General features: G+C 52.5%; 18 protein-coding genes. 3 read left to right on the top strand and 15 right to left on the bottom strand.

Annotation, left to right across the window (positions count from 1 at the left end):
• Window positions 1–34: 34 nt before the first annotated feature.
• The gene (gene yfcD, locus J1778_RS19295; RefSeq protein WP_217174528.1) at window positions 35–649 is read right to left on the bottom strand and encodes an NUDIX hydrolase YfcD; all 615 of its coding nucleotides are present in this window, start codon (window positions 647–649) and stop codon (window positions 35–37) included.
• Between the two features lie 313 nt (window positions 650–962).
• Between yfcD and yfcG the strand changes: the two genes are divergently transcribed.
• Together yfcG and J1778_RS19285 are read left to right on the top strand one after the other, a co-directional pair.
• Entirely contained in the window at window positions 963–1,589 is a 627-nt protein-coding gene (yfcG, locus tag J1778_RS19290; RefSeq protein ID WP_217174527.1) for a GSH-dependent disulfide bond oxidoreductase, read from the top strand.
• Between the two features lie 153 nt (window positions 1,590–1,742).
• Window positions 1,743–2,639: a TIGR01777 family oxidoreductase gene (locus J1778_RS19285; RefSeq protein ID WP_217174526.1), complete on the top strand. Its 897-nt coding sequence runs from the start codon at window positions 1,743–1,745 to the stop codon at window positions 2,637–2,639.
• Window positions 2,640–2,839: 200 nt separating this feature from the next.
• Here J1778_RS19285 and J1778_RS19280 read toward each other — a convergent pair whose 3' ends face one another.
• Window positions 2,840–4,435, bottom strand: coding sequence for an ABC transporter substrate-binding protein (locus J1778_RS19280; protein WP_217174525.1), 1,596 nt, complete (start codon window positions 4,433–4,435; stop codon window positions 2,840–2,842).
• A 158-nt stretch (window positions 4,436–4,593) separates the two neighbouring features.
• On the opposite strand from J1778_RS19280, the gene pepT reads away from it, so the two are divergent.
• Entirely contained in the window at window positions 4,594–5,826 is a 1,233-nt protein-coding gene (gene pepT / locus J1778_RS19275) for a peptidase T (RefSeq protein WP_217174524.1), read from the top strand.
• A gap of 67 nt (window positions 5,827–5,893) precedes the next feature.
• On the opposite strand, the gene hisP is transcribed toward pepT, so the two are convergent.
• The 13 genes from hisP to J1778_RS19210 form a co-directional block, all read right to left on the bottom strand.
• Window positions 5,894–6,667 (bottom strand): histidine ABC transporter ATP-binding protein HisP, encoded by a 774-nt coding sequence (gene hisP, locus J1778_RS19270; protein WP_120507148.1) that lies wholly within the window; start codon window positions 6,665–6,667, stop codon window positions 5,894–5,896.
• 34 nt (window positions 6,668–6,701) lie between these two features.
• On the bottom strand, window positions 6,702–7,418 hold the full coding sequence (locus J1778_RS19265) for an ABC transporter permease (RefSeq protein WP_112288119.1): 717 nt from the start codon (window positions 7,416–7,418) through the stop codon (window positions 6,702–6,704).
• Entirely contained in the window at window positions 7,415–8,101 is a 687-nt protein-coding gene (locus J1778_RS19260; RefSeq protein WP_217174523.1) for a histidine ABC transporter permease HisQ, read from the bottom strand. The genes J1778_RS19265 and J1778_RS19260 overlap by 4 nt, the downstream gene beginning before the upstream one ends.
• Before the next feature lie 106 nt (window positions 8,102–8,207).
• Window positions 8,208–8,990, bottom strand: coding sequence for a lysine/arginine/ornithine ABC transporter substrate-binding protein (locus J1778_RS19255; RefSeq protein WP_217174522.1), 783 nt, complete (start codon window positions 8,988–8,990; stop codon window positions 8,208–8,210).
• A gap of 322 nt (window positions 8,991–9,312) precedes the next feature.
• Window positions 9,313–9,885 (bottom strand): UbiX family flavin prenyltransferase, encoded by a 573-nt coding sequence (locus tag J1778_RS19250; RefSeq protein ID WP_217174521.1) that lies wholly within the window; start codon window positions 9,883–9,885, stop codon window positions 9,313–9,315.
• A gap of 131 nt (window positions 9,886–10,016) precedes the next feature.
• Window positions 10,017–11,534: an amidophosphoribosyltransferase gene (gene purF / locus J1778_RS19245; protein WP_217149816.1), complete on the bottom strand. Its 1,518-nt coding sequence runs from the start codon at window positions 11,532–11,534 to the stop codon at window positions 10,017–10,019.
• A gap of 30 nt (window positions 11,535–11,564) precedes the next feature.
• On the bottom strand, window positions 11,565–12,056 hold the full coding sequence (gene cvpA, locus J1778_RS19240; protein ID WP_112288114.1) for a colicin V production protein: 492 nt from the start codon (window positions 12,054–12,056) through the stop codon (window positions 11,565–11,567).
• 265 nt (window positions 12,057–12,321) lie between these two features.
• On the bottom strand, window positions 12,322–13,113 hold the full coding sequence (gene dedD, locus J1778_RS19235; protein WP_217174520.1) for a cell division protein DedD: 792 nt from the start codon (window positions 13,111–13,113) through the stop codon (window positions 12,322–12,324).
• Window positions 13,103–14,389, bottom strand: a complete 1,287-nt coding sequence (gene folC / locus J1778_RS19230) for a bifunctional tetrahydrofolate synthase/dihydrofolate synthase (RefSeq protein ID WP_217174519.1) — start codon at window positions 14,387–14,389, stop codon at window positions 13,103–13,105. The genes dedD and folC overlap by 11 nt, the downstream gene beginning before the upstream one ends.
• A 187-nt stretch (window positions 14,390–14,576) precedes the next feature.
• Window positions 14,577–15,491, bottom strand: coding sequence for an acetyl-CoA carboxylase, carboxyltransferase subunit beta (accD, locus tag J1778_RS19225; protein WP_217174518.1), 915 nt, complete (start codon window positions 15,489–15,491; stop codon window positions 14,577–14,579).
• A 264-nt stretch (window positions 15,492–15,755) separates the two neighbouring features.
• Window positions 15,756–16,424, bottom strand: coding sequence for a DedA family protein (locus J1778_RS19220; RefSeq protein ID WP_112287108.1), 669 nt, complete (start codon window positions 16,422–16,424; stop codon window positions 15,756–15,758).
• A gap of 60 nt (window positions 16,425–16,484) precedes the next feature.
• Complete coding sequence (gene truA / locus J1778_RS19215) at window positions 16,485–17,315, bottom strand: tRNA pseudouridine(38-40) synthase TruA (protein WP_217174517.1); 831 nt, start codon at window positions 17,313–17,315, stop codon at window positions 16,485–16,487.
• A 2-nt stretch (window positions 17,316–17,317) separates the two neighbouring features.
• The gene (locus J1778_RS19210; protein WP_217174516.1) at window positions 17,318–18,328 is read right to left on the bottom strand and encodes an aspartate-semialdehyde dehydrogenase; all 1,011 of its coding nucleotides are present in this window, start codon (window positions 18,326–18,328) and stop codon (window positions 17,318–17,320) included.
• Window positions 18,329–18,414 lie beyond the last annotated feature (86 nt).

Genomic DNA, 18,414 nt, shown 5'->3' with positions numbered 1-18,414 from the left:
CACGGGCGATAGTATATCGCCCGCGAGATGCTTATCAGATTTCATTTTCAGCGGACGGGTCTTCATCCGCTTTCACACTTTCCGCTGCCGGAACTGTCTCTTCACGCGTCAGAGGTTTACCGTGCTCTTTCTCATTATTGCGCGTCATCCACAATGACAACGCTTTCAGAGAATCAGGCGTAAATTCATCACAACGTGCAGTGATTTCTTCCGGTGTCATCCAGCGCACTGCATCGATTTCTTCTTCCTGCAAAGCGAACGGCCCATGGGAAACGCAGCTGAACAGTGCGCCCCAGACGCGGCATTTGTTCTCTTCTTCGAAATAGAACTGACCGTGCTCGGCAAAAGGAACGCCGGCAATCCCTAACTCTTCTTCGGCTTCACGGCGCGCAGAGTCCAGAATATTTTCACCGCTCTGCACCACGCCACCTGCGGTTGCATCCAGCCAGCCCGGGTAGAAATCTTTGGTTTCAGTCCGGCGCTGAATCAAAATATTTCCCATGCCATCATGAACCACGATATAGCTGGCACGATGACGCAGGACCTGAGCGCGCATTTGTTGTCGGCTGGCCTGGGCAATGACTTCGTTGTCTTCGTTGACGATATCAACCCACTCATCCGTACTGATGTTTTGCTCTTGTTCTGACATCCGCTGGAACCTTCTCTTTTAAGCGCTGGTCTTTGCGCAATAAGTCTGTGCGCTGTGATTTTGCAACACGTCGATAATGTCCGGAGATTCTATCTGGGTCTGCTATGTCGCTTCAATAGCTATGGGTGCGCTGATACCTGGTAAAAGTTATGTTAGCCCACAAAGTTCGCCATCAGACAACTCTGACATAGACAGCCGTTCATATGCATTATGATAACCTATTACTCAGGATATTAAGTTTGTGATTATCAATTCCCCATTGGCGCATTCCGCCCCGCAAGTCGCGGAGTCAGATTAAAACGCAGGAGGCAATATGATCGATCTCTATTACGCACCCACACCCAACGGCCATAAAATTTCTCTTTTTCTTGAAGAGAGTGGCCTGGCATACCGGCTGTATCGAATTGATATGAGCGCCGGAGAGCAATTCAGGCCTGAATTCCTCGCTATCTCGCCGAACAATAAAATCCCCGCGATTGTCGATAATGAGCCCGTTGATGGCGGCGCACCGATCAGTGTCTTTGAGTCTGGCGCAATTTTGCAGTATCTGGCAGAAAAAACCGGCAAATTCCTCAGCCAGGAACTGCGCGAACGAACGCTCACGCTGCAATGGCTGACCTGGCAGGTTGCCGGATTTGGCCCGATGCTGGGCCAGAATCACCATTTTACCCACTACGCTCCGCAGCCTGTACCTTATGCCATCGAACGTTTCCTGCAGGAAACCCGGCGGTTATATGGCGTGCTGAACCGTCAGCTGGAGAAAAATGCCTATATCGCTGGCGAGAATTACAGCATTGCTGATATTGCCACTTACCCGTGGGTGGCTGCGCATGAGCGCCAGCGAGTTGATCTGGCGGAGTTTCCTGCCGTACGCAACTGGTTTGAGCGGGTGAAAAGCCGTCCTGCGACGCAAAAAGCCTATGCTTTAGCGCAGGCATAATCTGCCCCGATGCCTCCGTACTTTGCCGGAGGTGTTTTTCCCTTCTGCAAAATAAAAACACTTAATTGTGCTCCATATCGCGAGTTAATGGCGGTGACTCATCTATGATTAGAGACAGTTCATCCGCGAATTCAGACAGTTAAGGATCACGATATGAAAATCCTGATAACCGGCGCTACCGGGCTCATCGGCCGAAAACTCACCGGGCGGCTTCTTGAGCAATCTCATCAGATTACCGCACTGAGCCGCGCCCCTGAACGAGCAGCGAAGCTGTTAGGTTCGCAGGTTCAGGTCTGGGAAACGCTGGAAGGCAAAACCACCCTCGACGGTTTCGACGCCGTCATCAACCTTGCCGGTGAGCCGATCGCGGACAAACGCTGGACGAAACAACACAAAGCCTTGTTATGTGAAAGTCGCTGGCAGCTCACTGAAAAACTGGCGACGCTGATTAATGCCAGTCAGACGCCGCCTTCAGTCTTCATTTCCGGTTCGGCGGTGGGCTATTACGGCGATCAGGGTCAGGCGCTGGTGCCGGAAGATGAGCCGCCGAACAAACAGTTTACCTGGCAACTGTGCGCCCGCTGGGAAGCCCTGGCGATGTCCGCACAAAGTCCGGTCACGCGAGTTTGTTTACTGCGAACCGGGATCGTACTGGCCGAAAAAGGCGGTGCGCTGGCAAAAATAGTGCTGCCATTCCGCGCCGGTCTCGGTGGCCCGATCGGTGATGGTCAGCAATATATGCCCTGGATCCACATCAGCGACATGATTGACGGGATCCTGTTCCTGCTCGCCCACGAAACGCTCTCCGGGCCATTCAATATGGTATCGCCCTATCCGGCACGTAACGAACAATTCAGCGCCCTGCTCGGTGAAGTCCTCCACCGCCCGGCGTTTATGCGCGCACCTGCCCCCGTAGTGCGCCTGCTGATGGGCGAATCCGCTGTGCTGGTGCTGGGAGGCCAGCGTGCCGTGCCGCGCAGGCTGGAAGCCGCAGGGTTTGAGTTTAAGCATCAGGAATTGAAAGAAGCACTGGAGGATCTGCTGGCGTGAAGGGTTTGGCAGCCCGGGGGAGCTGCAAGTGAAGAAAAACCGTTTTGGCGTTGCTCCTCCCCCTGCGAAGGGGGAGGACGGGAGGGGGTATTAAGGACTAACACCGTGAGTAATGCACACTTCAAATTTCTGATATTTCTTTAATACCCCCACCCCAGCCCTCCCCTTCGCAGGGGAGGGAGCTAACTGCACGGATCGTTTTACTCCTTCACATCCACCTGATAAAACACATGTTTCCCAAACGGATCCACTTCATAGCCGGTCACTTCTTTGCGGACCGGTTCGAAAATGGTCGAGTGGGCGATCATCACCGCCGGAGCCTGATCGTGCATCATCTGCTGGGCCTGCTCGTAAAGTGCGACGCGTTTCGCATGATCGGTGGTTTCTTTCGCTTCGGTAATCAGCTTGTCGAACGGTGCGTAACACCACTTGGCTGAGTTCGAACCGCCCTTCGCGGCATTACAGGTAAACAGCGGACCGAAGAAGTTATCCGGATCACCGTTCGCCGTCGTCCAGCCCATCAGCGCTGCCATGTGCTCACCGTTACGGATACGGGTCTGGTATTCGCCCCATTCGTAACTGACGATATGCGCTTTGACGCCGATTTTCGCCCAGTCCGCCTGGATCATCTCCGCCATGCGACGGGCGTTCGGGTTATATGGACGCTGAACCGGCATCGCCCACAAATCAATATCAAAACCGTTCGGCATTCCCGCTTCGGCCAGCAAGGCTTTGGCTTTCTCAGGCGAATAATCGTAATCCACCAGCTTGTCGTTGTAGCTCCAGACACCGGTCGGCAGCAGAGTTTTGGCCACGGTTCCTGTGCCATGGAATACCGCTTCGATAATTTGCGGTTTGTTAATCGCCATGGTGAGTGCCTGACGCACTTTCACATTATCCAGTGGCGCTTTCTGCGTATTGAACGAGAGAAAACCGGTGTTCAGGCCAGCCTTGCTCAGCAGATTGATGTCTTTATTGGCGCGCATACGCTCAAGATCGGCCGGATTCGGGAACGGCATCACCTGACACTCGTTTTTCTCAAGTTTAGCAAGACGCATCGAGGCATCAGGCGTGATGGTATACACCAGACGGTCAATCTTAGATTTGCCCTGCCAGTATTCCGGGAAGGCTTTGTACAGCAGACGCGTGTCCTTCTGGTATTGCATCAGTTCGAACGGTCCGGTGCCGACCGGATCCTGATCGACTTTTTCCGGCGTACCGGCTTTGAGCATCTGATCGGCATATTCCGCCGAGAGGATCGATGCAAAATACCACGCCAGATCTGCCACGAACGGGGCTTCCGGTCGGGTCAGATTAAAGCGGACAGTATAGTCATCCACCTTATCGATACTGCCAATCAGGTCGCCCATTTTCAGGCTGTCGAAGTTCAGGTACGTGCCGCCGGAAACCTTATGGTAAGGGTTATTTTCATCTTTCTGACGCATGAACGAGAAGATCACGTCGTCAGCATTGAAATCGCGGCTGGGTTTGAACAACTTGTTGCTCTGGAACTTCACGCCTTTACGAAGATGGAAGGTATAGGTTTTACCGTCCTCACTGACATCCCAGCTTTCCGCCAGGCTTGGGATCAGCTCCGTGGTCCCGATTTTGAAATCCACCAGGCGGTTATAAATCGGTGCCGCGCTGGCATCCACAGAAGTGCCGGAGGTGTAAAGTTGCGGGTTGAATTGCTCAGGCGAACCTTCGGAGCAATACACCAGCGTTTTTGCAGATACGCCACCCGTGATGGCCAGCGCCAGTAAACCTGTGCTTATTTTTAATAGGTTGTGTTTCATTATTTTCCCTTTTTCCCTGTCCGGAGAGTGTTTAAATCTTCTTCATCGTGGAACATAAAGCAAAAACAGATTAACATCTGGATAACACGTAGTAATACTTTGTTATATATGAAAATCTTATAACAGGGAACAATATTTGCGCACATTCAGAGGTCAAGATGTCGACAACAATTGCAAAACAGCTTACCGAACGTTTCTACCGCTATCTTTCCGTGACATCACAAAGTGATGCCAGCGCAACCACTCTGCCAAGCACGCCGGGCCAGCATGATATGGCGCGTTTACTGGCCGATGAGTTGCACCAGCTCGGCCTGGAAAACATTCAGATCGATGAATACGCGACCGTCACCGCCGTAAAATCCGGTACTAAAAAAGGCGGGCCGCGTATCGGCTTCATCACGCATATTGATACCGTGGATGTCGGCCTCAGCCCGGACATTCACCCGCAAACTTTGCGGTTTACCGGCGAAGATGTGTGCCTGAATAAGGAGCAGGATATCTGGCTGCGCCCTGCCGAACGCCCTGAGATCCTGCCTTATAAAGGCCAGGACATTATTTTCAGCGACGGCACCAGCGTGCTGGGTGCAGATAATAAAGCCGCGGTGACAGTGGTAATGACGTTGCTGGAAAATCTGACCACTGAGCAGGAATATGGCGATATCGTGGTGGCATTTGTGCCGGATGAAGAAATCGGCCTGCGCGGCGCGAAAGCTTTGGATCTCGCACGCTTCGATGTTGATTTTGCTTATACCATCGACTGCTGTGAACTGGGCGAAGTGGTGTACGAAAACTTCAATGCGGCAGCAGCAGAAATCACCTTCACCGGCGTGACGGCGCACCCAATGTCAGCCAAAGGAGTGCTGGTCAATCCGTTGCTGATGGCGCAAGACTTCATCAGTCATTTTGATCGTGCAGAAACGCCTGAAAATACCGAAGGCCGTGAAGGTTATGTCTGGTTCAACGGCATGAGCGCGTCGCAGCAAGGTGCAGAACTGAAAGCTTCAATCCGTGATTTCGACAGCGCCAGTTTTGCCGCCCGTAAGCAAAAAATTCAGGATGTCGCGAAAGAGATTGCCGCGCAGTATCCGGCGGCGAAAGTGTCCGTTGAGATCAGTGATACCTATAGCAATATCAGCAGCGCTATCGGCGAAGATCGCCGGGCGATTGATTTAATTTTTGCGGGTTTGAAAGAGATTGGCGTGGAGCCAAAAGTGATCCCGATGCGCGGCGGCACCGACGGTGCAGCGCTGTCAGCCAAAGGTTTACTGACGCCGAACTACTTCACCGGAGCACATAATTTCCACTCGAAATTCGAGTTCCTGCCGGTGAATTCGTTTGTGAAATCCTATGAACTGACCGTTCAGCTGTGCCTGCTGGCCGCGAAAGGCTGATCCTGTTTTAGTTGAGCAAAACCCACACCCCAGCCTTCCCCTCGTGAGAGGGGAAGGAATACGGATATCACTTCAATGCACCTGAAAGGAACTGTTGCAGGCGCGCACTTTTCGGGCTGCCGAAGACTGCGGAAGGATCGCCCTGCTCTTCGATCACGCCCTGATGCAGGAAAATGACGTGGCTGGAGACATGGCGGGCAAACTCCATCTCATGCGTTACCACCACCATGGTTTTCCCCTCTTCTGCCAGTTTTTGCATAATGCGCAGCACTTCGCCAACCAGTTCAGGATCGAGCGCGGAAGTCGGTTCATCAAACAGCAGCACTTCCGGTTCCATCGCCAGCGCACGGGCAATAGACACGCGCTGTTGCTGACCACCTGACAGATTCACCGGATATTTACCCTGTGCGCGGGCGTCGATGCCCACTTTATCGAGATACTTCACCGCACGTTCACGCGCTTCGGCTTTGCTCAACCCCAGCACCTGCACCGGCGCTTCCATGACGTTTTCCAGCACCGTCATGTGACTCCACAGGTTGAAATGCTGGAACACCATCGTCAGTTTGGTACGCAGCAGTTGCAGCTGTTTTTTATCAAACACTTTCAGCTGACCGTCGGTGTCGCGCACCATACGGATATCCTGGTTATTGACGCTGATGGAACCTTCACTTGGTTTCTCAAGAAAGTTAATACAGCGCAGGAAGGTACTTTTCCCCGATCCTGATGAGCCGATAATACTGATCACATCCCCCGCATTGGCAGACAACGAAACGCCTTTCAGCACTTCATGGTCGCCATAGCGCTTGTGGAGATCGAGAACCGCTAATTTGTTTTCTGGCATAGTTTTTATCCGCAATAATTATTGGTTGGCTTTTTTAATGGGCAGACTGAGGCTTAACATGCGCCAGCCAGCGTTTTTCCGCCTTGCGGAACAGACCAATCAGGACAAAAGAAACACAAAGATAAATCACTGCTGCAATCCCGAAAGCATAAAACGGCTGATACGTCGCCGAGTTAATATCGCGGGCTATTTTCAGCACGTCCGGAACCGTGGCGGTAAACGCCAGCGCAGTGGAGTGCAGCATCAGAATGACTTCATTACTGTATGCGGGCAGCGCAGTGCGTAATGCAGACGGCAAAATGATGCAGGTGTACAGTTTGAAGCGTGAGAATCCGTAGGCATTGGCCGCTTCAATTTCACCGTGCGGAACAGAACGGATCGCACCGGCAAAAATCTCGGTGGTATACGCGCAGGTATTAAGTGTCAGTGCCAGAATCGTACAGTTCAGCCCGCTGCGGAAGAACGCATTGAGAAAATCCGTGCCACGCACGATTTCCAGACTGTACATCCCGGAGTAGAACACCAGCAGCTGCACGTACAACGGCGTACCGCGGAAAACATAGGTATACAGCCAGATCGGATAGCGGATGAACTTGTTGGAAGACACGCGCCCCACCGCCATCGGCACCGCCAGCAATCCACCTATTACGACGGAGCTGATCAGTAACCACAGGGTGATTGCCAGACCGGTGAAACGGTAACCGTCGCTGTAGAGCAGGGACATACCGTACTGTTGTAAAATTTCGATCATAGATCGGCCCTCTTCACACCCAGCGAATAACGGCGATCAAGCCATACCAGCACGCCGTTCGACAGCGTGGTGAAAATCAGATAAACCACACCCGCCACAATCGCAAAGTAGAATGGCTGATACGTGCCTTTACCGGCCAGCTGCGTGGCTTTGACCACGTCATTCAGGCCAAGCAATGACACCAGCGCGGTAGCTTTAAGGATAACCTGCCAGTTGTTGGCAATACCGGGCAGAGCAAAACGCATCATGGCCGGGAACAGAATCCGACGGAAAATTTGCGAGCCGCTGAAACCAAACGCGGTCGCCGCTTCGATTTGCCCGCGCGGAACCGCCATAAATGCGCCACGGAACGTTTCTGTGAAGTACGCGCCGTAAATAAATCCCAGCGTGATGATGCCAGCGCTCATCGGATCGATATCAATCTGCGCCATGCCGACGGATTCAGTCAGGCTGTTGAGTGCAATCTGCAGACCGTAAAAAATTAATAACATCAATACCAGATCAGGTACGCCGCGGATAAGCGTGGTATAGCAACCAAAAAAACCAGAAATAATCCGGCTCTTCGACAGTTTCCCACCAGCCCCGATAAGCCCTATCACCAGCGCTAAAATCACTGACGAAATCGCCAGCTCCAGTGTCACCAACGTGCCCTGGATAATTACCTGGGAATACCCATACAGCATGGTTTTTTCCTGTCTTTAATGGATCCCTGCGCAGGCAAAACCGCAACCCGCGTCAGAACCGAAGGGAGCGGCGAGCCGCTCCCTTTGGCACATCTCACAGCGCGAATCAGCCGCCGTAAACGTCAAAGTCGAAGTATTTTTTCGCCAGTTTGTCGTAAGTCCCGTCCTTACGCATGCTGTCAAACGCCTTGTTCAGGGCATCTTTCAGGTCAGTTTCATTCTTACGCAGACCCATACCGGTGCCCACGCCAAAGAATTTATCATCTTTCACTGCAGGGCCTGCAAACGCATAGTCTTTGCCCGCAGCCTGTTTCAGGAAGCCTTCACTGCCTGCCACTTCATCCTGGAATGCTGCGTCAAGACGACCAGATGCCAGATCTGCATAAATCAGATCCTGGTTCTGGTAAGCCACCACGTTGATGCCTTTTGGCTGCCATTGTGCGTTGGCATAGGCTTCCTGAGTGGAACCCTGCAATACGCCAACGTTTTTGCCTTTCAGGGCATCCAGAGTGGGCAGAATTTTGGAGCCTTTAGGCGCGATAAGGCGGGCGTTAGCGGCATAAAGTTTTTCAGTGAAATCAATTTCCAGCTGACGTTTTTCGGTGATGGATAATGAGGAAATAATCGCATCAATTTTCTTGGCTTTCAGAGAGGGGATCAGTGCATCGAAATCACTTTCAACATAAGTGCATTTGATGGCTGCACGTTTACACATCTCGTTAGCCAGGTCGATATCAAAGCCAACCAGCTTGCCGCTGGAGTCTTTTGATTCAAATGGGGCGTAAGTCGGATCAGTACCGATATTAATTGCTTTAGGCACGGCAGCAAATGCACTACCTGCACTGGCTAAGACCAGAACCAGCGGAAGAACCTTGAACAACTTTTTCATACATTAGCCTCAGTGATTATTCATCTGTTGTGGTTGTGTGTGCGTGAATGAACGTCTTTTTATAGTTTGCTGAACGATGCAAATGGCTTTTTGCCAGATTTTCTCATGCACTTTTCGTGCCGTTTCTCAGCACAGCCACTTTACGCGGTGAGAGAACGAAAACCGGTCAAAAAAGCATCGGGATAATGAAAGTTTTCAAAGGTCTGAAGGAAGAATAGCTGAAGGGGCAAGGAACACTGCACCTTAATGAATCAAATTGTGATCATTGTTGGTGCAATGTAACTGAACTGCGCGAAATGAGTGCGGATTGGGAGAAGAAAGATCAGCGACTGCCCTGCCATCGAACAAATAAGTCTTCAGGGAGCTCAATATCAAACTGATCAATCACCCGGTTTACGGTCTGATCGATAATATCTTCAACAGACGTCGGGCGGTGATAAAACGCCGGAACAGGCGGCATGATGATGGCGCCAAGCTCAGCGGCCTGCGTCATGAGGCGCAAATGCCCAAGATGCAGCGGCGTCTCGCGCACGCACAATACCAGACGGCGGCGTTCTTTAAGCACCACGTCCGCAGCACGCGTCAGCAAACCGTCGGTGTAACTGTTTACGATCCCGGAAAGCGTTTTAATCGAGCAGGGTAAAATCACCATTCCTGCTGTTTTGAAAGAGCCGGAAGAAATGCTGGCGGCGATATCACGCGAATCATGCACCACATCCGCCAGTGCCTGAACATCACGTAGCGTCAGATCCGTTTCCAGGGTCAGCGTCTGGCGGGCGGCATTGCTCATCACCAGATGAGTTTCGATATCAGGCACGCCCTGCAAAACCTGCAAAAGCCTGACACCATAAATTGCGCCGCTGGCGCCTGAAATACCGACGATAAGTCGTTTCATGAACACTGCCTTAGAAAAATGTAACCAGACCCTATGCTGCCAATACTGACATAAATTCAGACATAAAAAAACGCGCCCGCCCGGTTGTTCACCGGAGGGACGCGTTTATGCGGATGTCAGCAACCCGCTAATCAGCCTTCGTTGTGCATCTCAAGGTTTTCCGCTTCCTGCTGACCACGCAATGCCTGAGCGTCGTCGTTACGCAGGGCTTCGAGGTATTCCAGATAGTTCTGGTCAACATCTTTAGTCACGTAAACACCGTCAAAGACTGAACATTCGAATTTCTCGATATCGGTATTGTCTTCTTTCACTGCAGCGATAAGGTCGCTCAGATCCTGGAAGATTAACGCATCAGCACCAATCATCTGATTGATTTCGCTGACTTCACGGCCGTGCGCAATCAGCTCGTTGGCACTTGGCATATCGATACCGTAAACGTTCGGGAAACGAATTTCCGGCGCCGCTGACGCCAGATAAACACGTCTCGCACCGGCTTCACGTGCCATCTCAACAATCTGCTGAGAGGTGGTACCGCGCACGATGGAGTCATCCACCAGCAGCACGTTTTTATCGCGGAACTCGGCACGGTTGGCGTTCAGTTTACGGCGTACTGATTTACGACGTTCCTGCTGACCCGGCATGATAAAGGTACGGCCCACGTAGCGGTTTTTCACAAAACCCTGACGGTACGGTTTATTCAGGATACGGGCGATTTCCAGCGCGATATCGCAGGAGGTTTCCGGGATAGGAATGACCACATCGATATCCAGATCTTCCCATTCACGGGCAATTTTCGCGCCCAGCTTTTCACCCATACGAACACGGGCGCTGTAGACGGAAATCTTGTCGATGAAGGAGTCAGGACGCGCGAAGTACACGTACTCGAACAGGCACGGATTGTACTGAGGATTCTCTGCACACATGCGAGTGTAGAGCTGGCCTTTTTCGGTGATATACACCGCTTCGCCCGGCGCAACGTCACGCAGGAACTCAAAGCCTAACGTATCGAGTGCCACACTTTCAGACGCCACCATGTACTCATTACGGCCGTCTTCCAGCGTGCGCTTACCGATAACCAGCGGACGGATACCGTGCGGGTCACGGAACGCCAGCATGCCGTGACCGATGATCATCGCCACACACGCGTAAGCGCCACGGATTTTCAGATTCACCGCAGCAACCGCAGCGAAAATGTTATCGGCTTCCAGCGGGTAATGCTGGAAACGATCCAGTTCACTCGCCAGGATATTAAGCAGGATCTCTGAATCGGAAGTGGTGTTCACATGGCGACGCTGGCCTTCGAACAGATTGCTTCGCAATTCGTGAGCATTGGTCAGGTTACCGTTATGAGCAAGGGTGATGCCGAACGGAGAGTTGACGTAAAAAGGTTGAGCTTCTGAAGCGCTGGAACTGCCAGCCGTTGGGTAGCGCACATGGCCAATACCCATGTTGCCCTGTAAGCGTTGCATATGGCGGGCTTCGAAAACATCCTTCACCAGGCCATTCGCTTTCCGTAAACGGAAGTTATTATTGGCATCAATGGTGACGATGCCTGCGGCATCCTGCCCACGGTGTTGTAACACCGTTAACGCGTCATAAATCGACTGGTTTACCGGCATGAAACCGGCGATACCGACAATACCGCACATGTTGTCTTTTCCTCTTCAGCGCTGCCTGAACTAAATATGTTTTGGCAAGAAACTCGACGTGCTCTGCAGGTAGTCAAAGAACCACCTGATGATATAACTGAATTGTGGGATCAACTGGGATTGTTTCCAGTCTTCACTTTGTGAAAAACTGGTGAAGGTATCCAGGAAGAACAGCATCGCGGAGACAATTAACACCCCGCGCAGTGCGCCGAAACACACACCTAACACCCTGTCAGTGCCGGACAACCCGGTTTTTTCCACCAGCGAACTGATCACATAGTTGACAATTGCACCTACGATCAACGTCGCGATGAACAAGATGGCAATTGCGATCCCGTTTCGAACTAACTCATCTTCGAAACGCGTGAAGTAGATGGCGAGATAAGGGTAATAATGGCTGGCAACAAAGAAGGCGCAAGCCCAGGTTACCAGCGATAAAGCCTCGCGAACAAAGCCACGGATCAAACTGACTAAAGCAGAAAATCCGATAACCGCAATGATGACGTAATCAATCCAGACCATTAACTATTCCAGTGTCTAATCCAGTCACGTCTACCCCGGCATCCAGTTCGCGGCGAATTCTAACAGAAAAAGAAAACGTTTGCGTAGGGGAAATCTGCCGGTCAGACAAATTAATAATAGCGATTAAAAAAACCTCAATCGCAGCATAAACCTATAAAAACCCAACCAGAGGATCTTATAGAAAAAGGGCACAAATCGCTTGTGCCCTCCGTGGTATTTTTTATGTTTTAACGACTCCCTCCCCTTCGCAGGGAGAGGAGCAAAGTCAGTGCGCGCTGTATGCCCGAACCTGCCCGCCCAATCCGCTCAGCTGTTGCAGTTGCGGAAGCGACGCTTCAAGTTTCTGCTTCGACGCATCCGGGCCCACGTACAGGCGCGTGATCTGCCCCTGAACCGGCGTTGCTGGCACGGTATAGGCGCGGAAACCGGATAACCGCAGATTAGCCACAATCTCATTGGCTTTAGCGGCATTTTTCAGCGCACCCAGCTGTACGACATAGGACTGCCCTGCCGGTGCTTTTTCTTCCTGCGCAGGTTTTGGCTGCTCAACAGGTTTAGGCTGTTCAGCAACGGCTTTTGGCTGCTCAACTGGCTTCGGCTGTTCGACAGGTTTAGGTTTCACCGTCGGTTTGGCTTCGGCCATCGGCTTAGGCTCAATCGTTTTCGGCTTCTGCTGTACTGGTTTGACAGGAGCCGTCTGCACGGTTTTTTTCTGCTCAGGCATCGTGGTGACCGGCGGCTGGGATTCCACCGTGGTATTACCCGGTGCCACATTGCCATGATTCGCGGCGTTGGTGTTGTTGGCAGAACTGTCAGTATTCTGCCCGCCCGTCATGGACTGATCTGCACCTTCAGGTGGCTGAGCTGGCAGCGATTGCGTGACCGGAGGCACCGAATCCTGTTCCTCAACATCACCCGGTTTTGGCACCAGGGGAATCGACGCAAATTCGTCTTCGTAATGCTTTTTCTTGCCGTCGAGTAAACCGGGCAAAATGATGACGCCCAAAGCCACCAGAATGATGGTCCCGACCAGACGATTTTGAAACTTACTTGCCACTGGTTTTCCCCGTGTCTATAGCATCCATTACGTGAGCTACGGTATGGAACGAGCCGCAGACAATCACAATATCCTGAGGAGCCGCCTCCTGCATAGCCTGTTTCCAGGCAGACTCCACATCATCAAATGGGCGTGCCTGCGGTAAATGTACCGTCAGTTCGGCAACGCTGGCACCGCGCGGGCCTTCCAGCGGTGCGCAATACCATTCATCGACCTGAGGCGACAGACAAGCCAGCGTACCGGCAATATCTTTGTCTTTCAACATTCCGACGACGGCGCGCACTTTGCCGCCATTACGCGGCTGTTCAGCAAGGCGTCCGGCCAGATAGGCTGCAGCATGCGGGTTGTGGGCGACATCAAGAATAAGACGCGGCGATTCACTCACCGTCTGAAAACGCCCCGGCAAAGCGGCACGCTGTAACCCGCTGCGCAACGCAGCTTCAGAAACGTTCAGACCGGAATAATACAGTGCTGCCAGCGCGGTGGCCGCATTAGCCAGCGGCACATTAGGCAACGGCAACGCGTCCAGAACATTCACTTCTTTGCCCGCTTCGAGCGCCGCCCAGCGCCAGTGTCCTGCATCAGCAGAAAATTGCCAGTTCACATCGCGGCGGTATAAATCCGACTGTTTTTCCTGTGCGACATTCGCAATGGACTGAGGCATATCCGGCTCACCGACCACCGCTGGTTTAGCGGCACGGAAGATACCGGCCTTTTCGCGACCAATGCTTTCACGGTCAGAACCTAGCCAGTCAGTGTGATCGAGTGCAATACTGGTGACGACAGACACGCTGGCGTCGACGATATTGGTCGCATCCAGACGCCCGCCCAGCCCGACTTCAAGGATGACCACATCCAGCTCAGCCTGTTTAAACAGCTGCAATGCCGACAACGTGCCGTATTCGAAATAGGTCAGCGAGATATCGCCGCGTCCGGCTTCGAGAGCTGCAAAAGATTCGCAGTGTGCAGATTCCGGCAACTCTTCGCCCTGAATACGCACACGCTCGGTATAACGCACCAGATGTGGGGAACTGTAAACACCCACACGGTATCCGGCAGCCATCAGGACAGATTCAAGTGTCGCGCACGTCGTGCCTTTACCGTTGGTTCCGGCGACGGTGAAAACGCACGGCGCAGGGGTCAGTAAATCGAGTGTTTCACCCACCGCTCTGACCCGATCAAGGCCAAGCTCTATGGCCTGAGAATGGAGATGTTCGAGATAATAAAGCCACGTGGCCAAAGGCGACGTGGCTTGGGGAATAAGTTGATTTTGCATGAGTCCCGTTCAACCTTATCAGGTTCACTTCGACACTACATCACCAGACTGTGAAAGCAGGCAATGCCCTCTTTGTCAGAATTCACCGACAGAGTAAAAGCACGGGCTGCCTGTTTTGCAGAGAAACAGCGGGCGGCACAACATCAGATGACCGCCCGACTCACTGACCGGCTTTTACCCTGTTCGATCAGGCGTCCTGGTTGTCAGCGGCAGAACCGTTGACAGGAACATGGACGTCAACCACGTTCGGCTCCGGTTGCCCGGTCAGTTTCGCCAGAACGCTGCCCAGTTTGGCGCGCATATCCGGACGACGTACGATCATATCAATCGCACCTTTCTCGATCAGGAACTCACTGCGCTGGAAGCCCGGCGGCAGTTTTTCACGTACAGTTTGCTCGATAACACGTGGACCGGCGAAACCGATCAGCGCTTTCGGCTCAGCGACGTTGATGTCACCCAACATAGCCAGACTGGCAGAAACACCGCCCATGGTTGGGTCAGTCAGTACAGAAATGTACGGCAGGCCGCGTTCCTGTAATTTCGCCAATGCTGCACTGGTTTTCGCCATCTGCATCAGCGACATCAGCGCTTCCTGCATACGAGCGCCACCACTGGCAGAGAAACACACCAGAGGACAGTTATCTTCCAGCGCCTGTTCGACGGCACGTACGAAACGCGCGCCCACAACTGAAGCCATTGAACCGCCCATGAAAGCAAATTCAAAAGATGCGACCACAATTGGCATACCGTACAGGGTGCCTTTCATGACGATCAGTGCATCTTTTTCGTTGGTTTCTTTCTGAGCAGCCACCAGACGATCTTTATATTTCTTGGAATCTTTAAACTTCAGAACATCTTTAGGCTCAAGCTCGCTGCCTAATTCAATCTCACTGCCCTCATCCATGAAAGTGGACAGACGCATACGTGCGCTAAGACGCATATGGTGGTCGCACTTAGGGCAGACCATGAGATTGCGCTCAAGCTCGGCGCGGTAAAGAACCTGCCCGCAGCTGTCGCATTTAGTCCAGACGCCCTCAGGAATGCTTGCCTTACGGGTTTGCGAGTCAGTGCTCTTACTAAGAATTCGTTCAATCCAGCTCATCGATAACCTTTCTGTTTGAACCCGGCCGAAGCCAGTCCGCTGTTCATGCTGTAACAAGTCCCCTGAAACCTACCCAAAATCGCCTGTGTGCGCAGGTGATAAAAAAACTCACACACCGCGCCACAGAAGGGTTGTTCGCAGGAACAGACCATAAATTGTCGCTCATTAAACCATAACGGCCAGACACTGTGGATAAAAAACTGGTCTTACCCTCAGGTTTAATGCCTTAAATTTTAAAGCGCTCGCACAAAAAAACGTCAGAGATTAATCCTGCTGACGCTTTTCTTTCGCCGCTGCGCGTTTGTGCCGCCAGATTTCAACCACACCTGGCAGGATTGACACTACGATGATAGCGACGATCAGTAATTTCAGATTTTCCTGAACAATCGGCAGATCTCCGAAAAGGTAGCCAGCATAGGTAAATAACAGCACCCAAACCAGCGCACCAATCACGTTATACGCAGCAAAATGACGGTAGGACATATGTCCCATACCGGCCACGAACGGCGCAAACGTGCGGACGATCGGCACGAAGCGCGCAAGAATAATCGTTTTGCCGCCATGTTTCTCGTAAAACTTGTGCGTTTTGTCCAAATAACTGCGACGGAAAATCTTCGAGTCCGGATTACTGAACAGACGTTCACCAAATACCCGACCGATAGTGTAATTCACCGCATCACCCACGATCGCCGCAATCGCCATCAGTGCGACCATCACGTGAACATTGAGATCATTGCTGGGTAATGCCGCCAGCGCACCCGCCACAAACAGCAGCGAATCCCCCGGCAGGAACGGCGTGACCACCAGACCCGTTTCGCAGAATAAAATCAGGAATAAAATGCCGTATACCCAGATGCCATACTGCGCAACCAGTTCCGCTAAATGCACATCAATATGCAAAATGAAATCAATGACAAAGTGAATAAAGCCCATTAGATCCTCCACCTCTTCCTGGTCAAAAACGCTGTTTTAGATAAACGTCAAAAGTGTCCCTTAATCTTCCAGGAACAGTGGCCCCATATTCACCTGAGGTAATGCAAATTTCTCAGGATAATCAACAGATACCAGATACAAACCTTCAGGCTTACCGGTCGCCGCAGCGAGATTACGGTCTTTCGCCGCGAGCAATTCTGACATCCAGCCGACCGGCTGATTGCCCGCACCAATCTCAACAAGACTGCCGACAATATTGCGCACCATATGATGCACAAAGGCATTCGCTTTGATGTCCACCACCACGTAATTACCGTGACGGCTGACGTTGAGATGCATGACGTAACGCCACGGCGTACGCGACTGGCACTGAGATGCGCGGAAAGACGTAAAATCGTTTTCGCCCAGTAACGCCTGCCCTGCCAGCTGCATTTTTTCCACGTCCAGCGGCATATGCACATGGGTCACACCGGTGTGCAAAATCGCGGAACGATAGCGGTTATTGTAAATAACATAACGATACCGGCGGGCAGTGGCACTGAAACGGGCGTGGAAATCCTCGCTCACGTTCGCGCACCAGCGTACCGCAATATCCTTTGGCAGATGGGTATTTACGCCCATCGTCCAGGCGGCATCTTTACGCAGAACCGGCGTATCAAAATGCACCACCTGTCCGGTGGCACTGACACCAGCGTCAGTTCGCCCGGCGCAGAACACCACGATCGGCGTATTGGCCACGCGGCTCAGCGCTTTTTCCAGACATTCCTGGACACTGGCCGCGCCCTGCTGACGCTGCCAGCCAAAATACGCACTGCCGTTGTATTCAATGCCTAACGCCACACGTCCGGCGACCGGGGCCGCACCAACGTCAGCGATAACTTCTTCGGACATAATCAGTACCAGTATTCGTTGATCAGCTTCTCTGCGGTTTCCACCGCCATCAGCGCGCCGCCGAAACGAACGTTGTCAGCCACGGACCAGAATTGCAGTAACTCAGGAATACCGTAGTCATTACGGATACAACCAATACTCAGATTCGCGTTGCCGGAGGCGTCGCTGACCTGAGTCGGGAAATCATCTTCATCGCTGAGACTGATGTCATCAACACGTTCGAGTTCAGCACGTGCTTCTTCAGCTGACAGCGGGCGCAGACCTTCGAGATGCACCACCTGCGCGTGGCCGTAAAATACCGGCGACTGCACACAGCTGACAGAAATCGGCAGACCCTCGTCCTGCAACACTTTACGCACCTGATCGACCAGACGACGTTCCTGACGCACGCTGCCCTCTTCATCGCTCACCAGCGGTAAGAGGTTAAAAGCCAGCTGCTTGCTGAAAATGCCTTCTTCTGCCGGAATACCGTTCAGCAGACGAGCGCTTTGACCGGCCAGATCGTCAACAGCGGCTTTGCCCAGCGCAGAAACAGAAAGCAAAGAGGTGACATGCAGACGGGACAAACCGGCCTGCTCGGTCAGCGGTTTAATGGCAGTCAGCAACTGGCTGGTCAGGCTGTCGGCCACGGCCACGATGTTGCGGTTGCGATAATGTGACAGTGCGTCCGGGTTAACGCCCGGCACCACCAGAGGAATATCGTGTTCAAGCGAGAACAGGCCGCTGCTGTCAATCACCAGACAGCCCTGATTTGCCGCTTCTTCTGCATAAAGCGCAGAAGCTTCAGAACCGGCGACAAAAAACGCCAGCTGAACCTGAGACCAGTCGAATTCCGACGCCTGCTGTACACGCAGGCTTTTGCCGTTAAAACGCACGGTCTGACCGGCGCTGCGCTCACTTGCCAGCGGGAAGAGCTCACCAACCGGGAACTGACGATCAGCCAATAATTCCAGTAACGCATCACCGACTGCGCCCGTTGCGCCAAGCAGCGCAATATTCCAGCCATCAGACATGTTGGTATTCTCCAGAAATAAAAGTACAAAATACAAAGGGGCGATGACATCACCGCCCCGTGTTTAAAGTGTGCGCCAGTCATCTT

This window comes from Rahnella bonaserana (genome assembly GCF_019049675.1).
Lineage (GTDB): Bacteria > Pseudomonadota > Gammaproteobacteria > Enterobacterales > Enterobacteriaceae > Rahnella > Rahnella bonaserana.
This window is presented reverse-complemented; position numbering and strand designations above follow the sequence as displayed.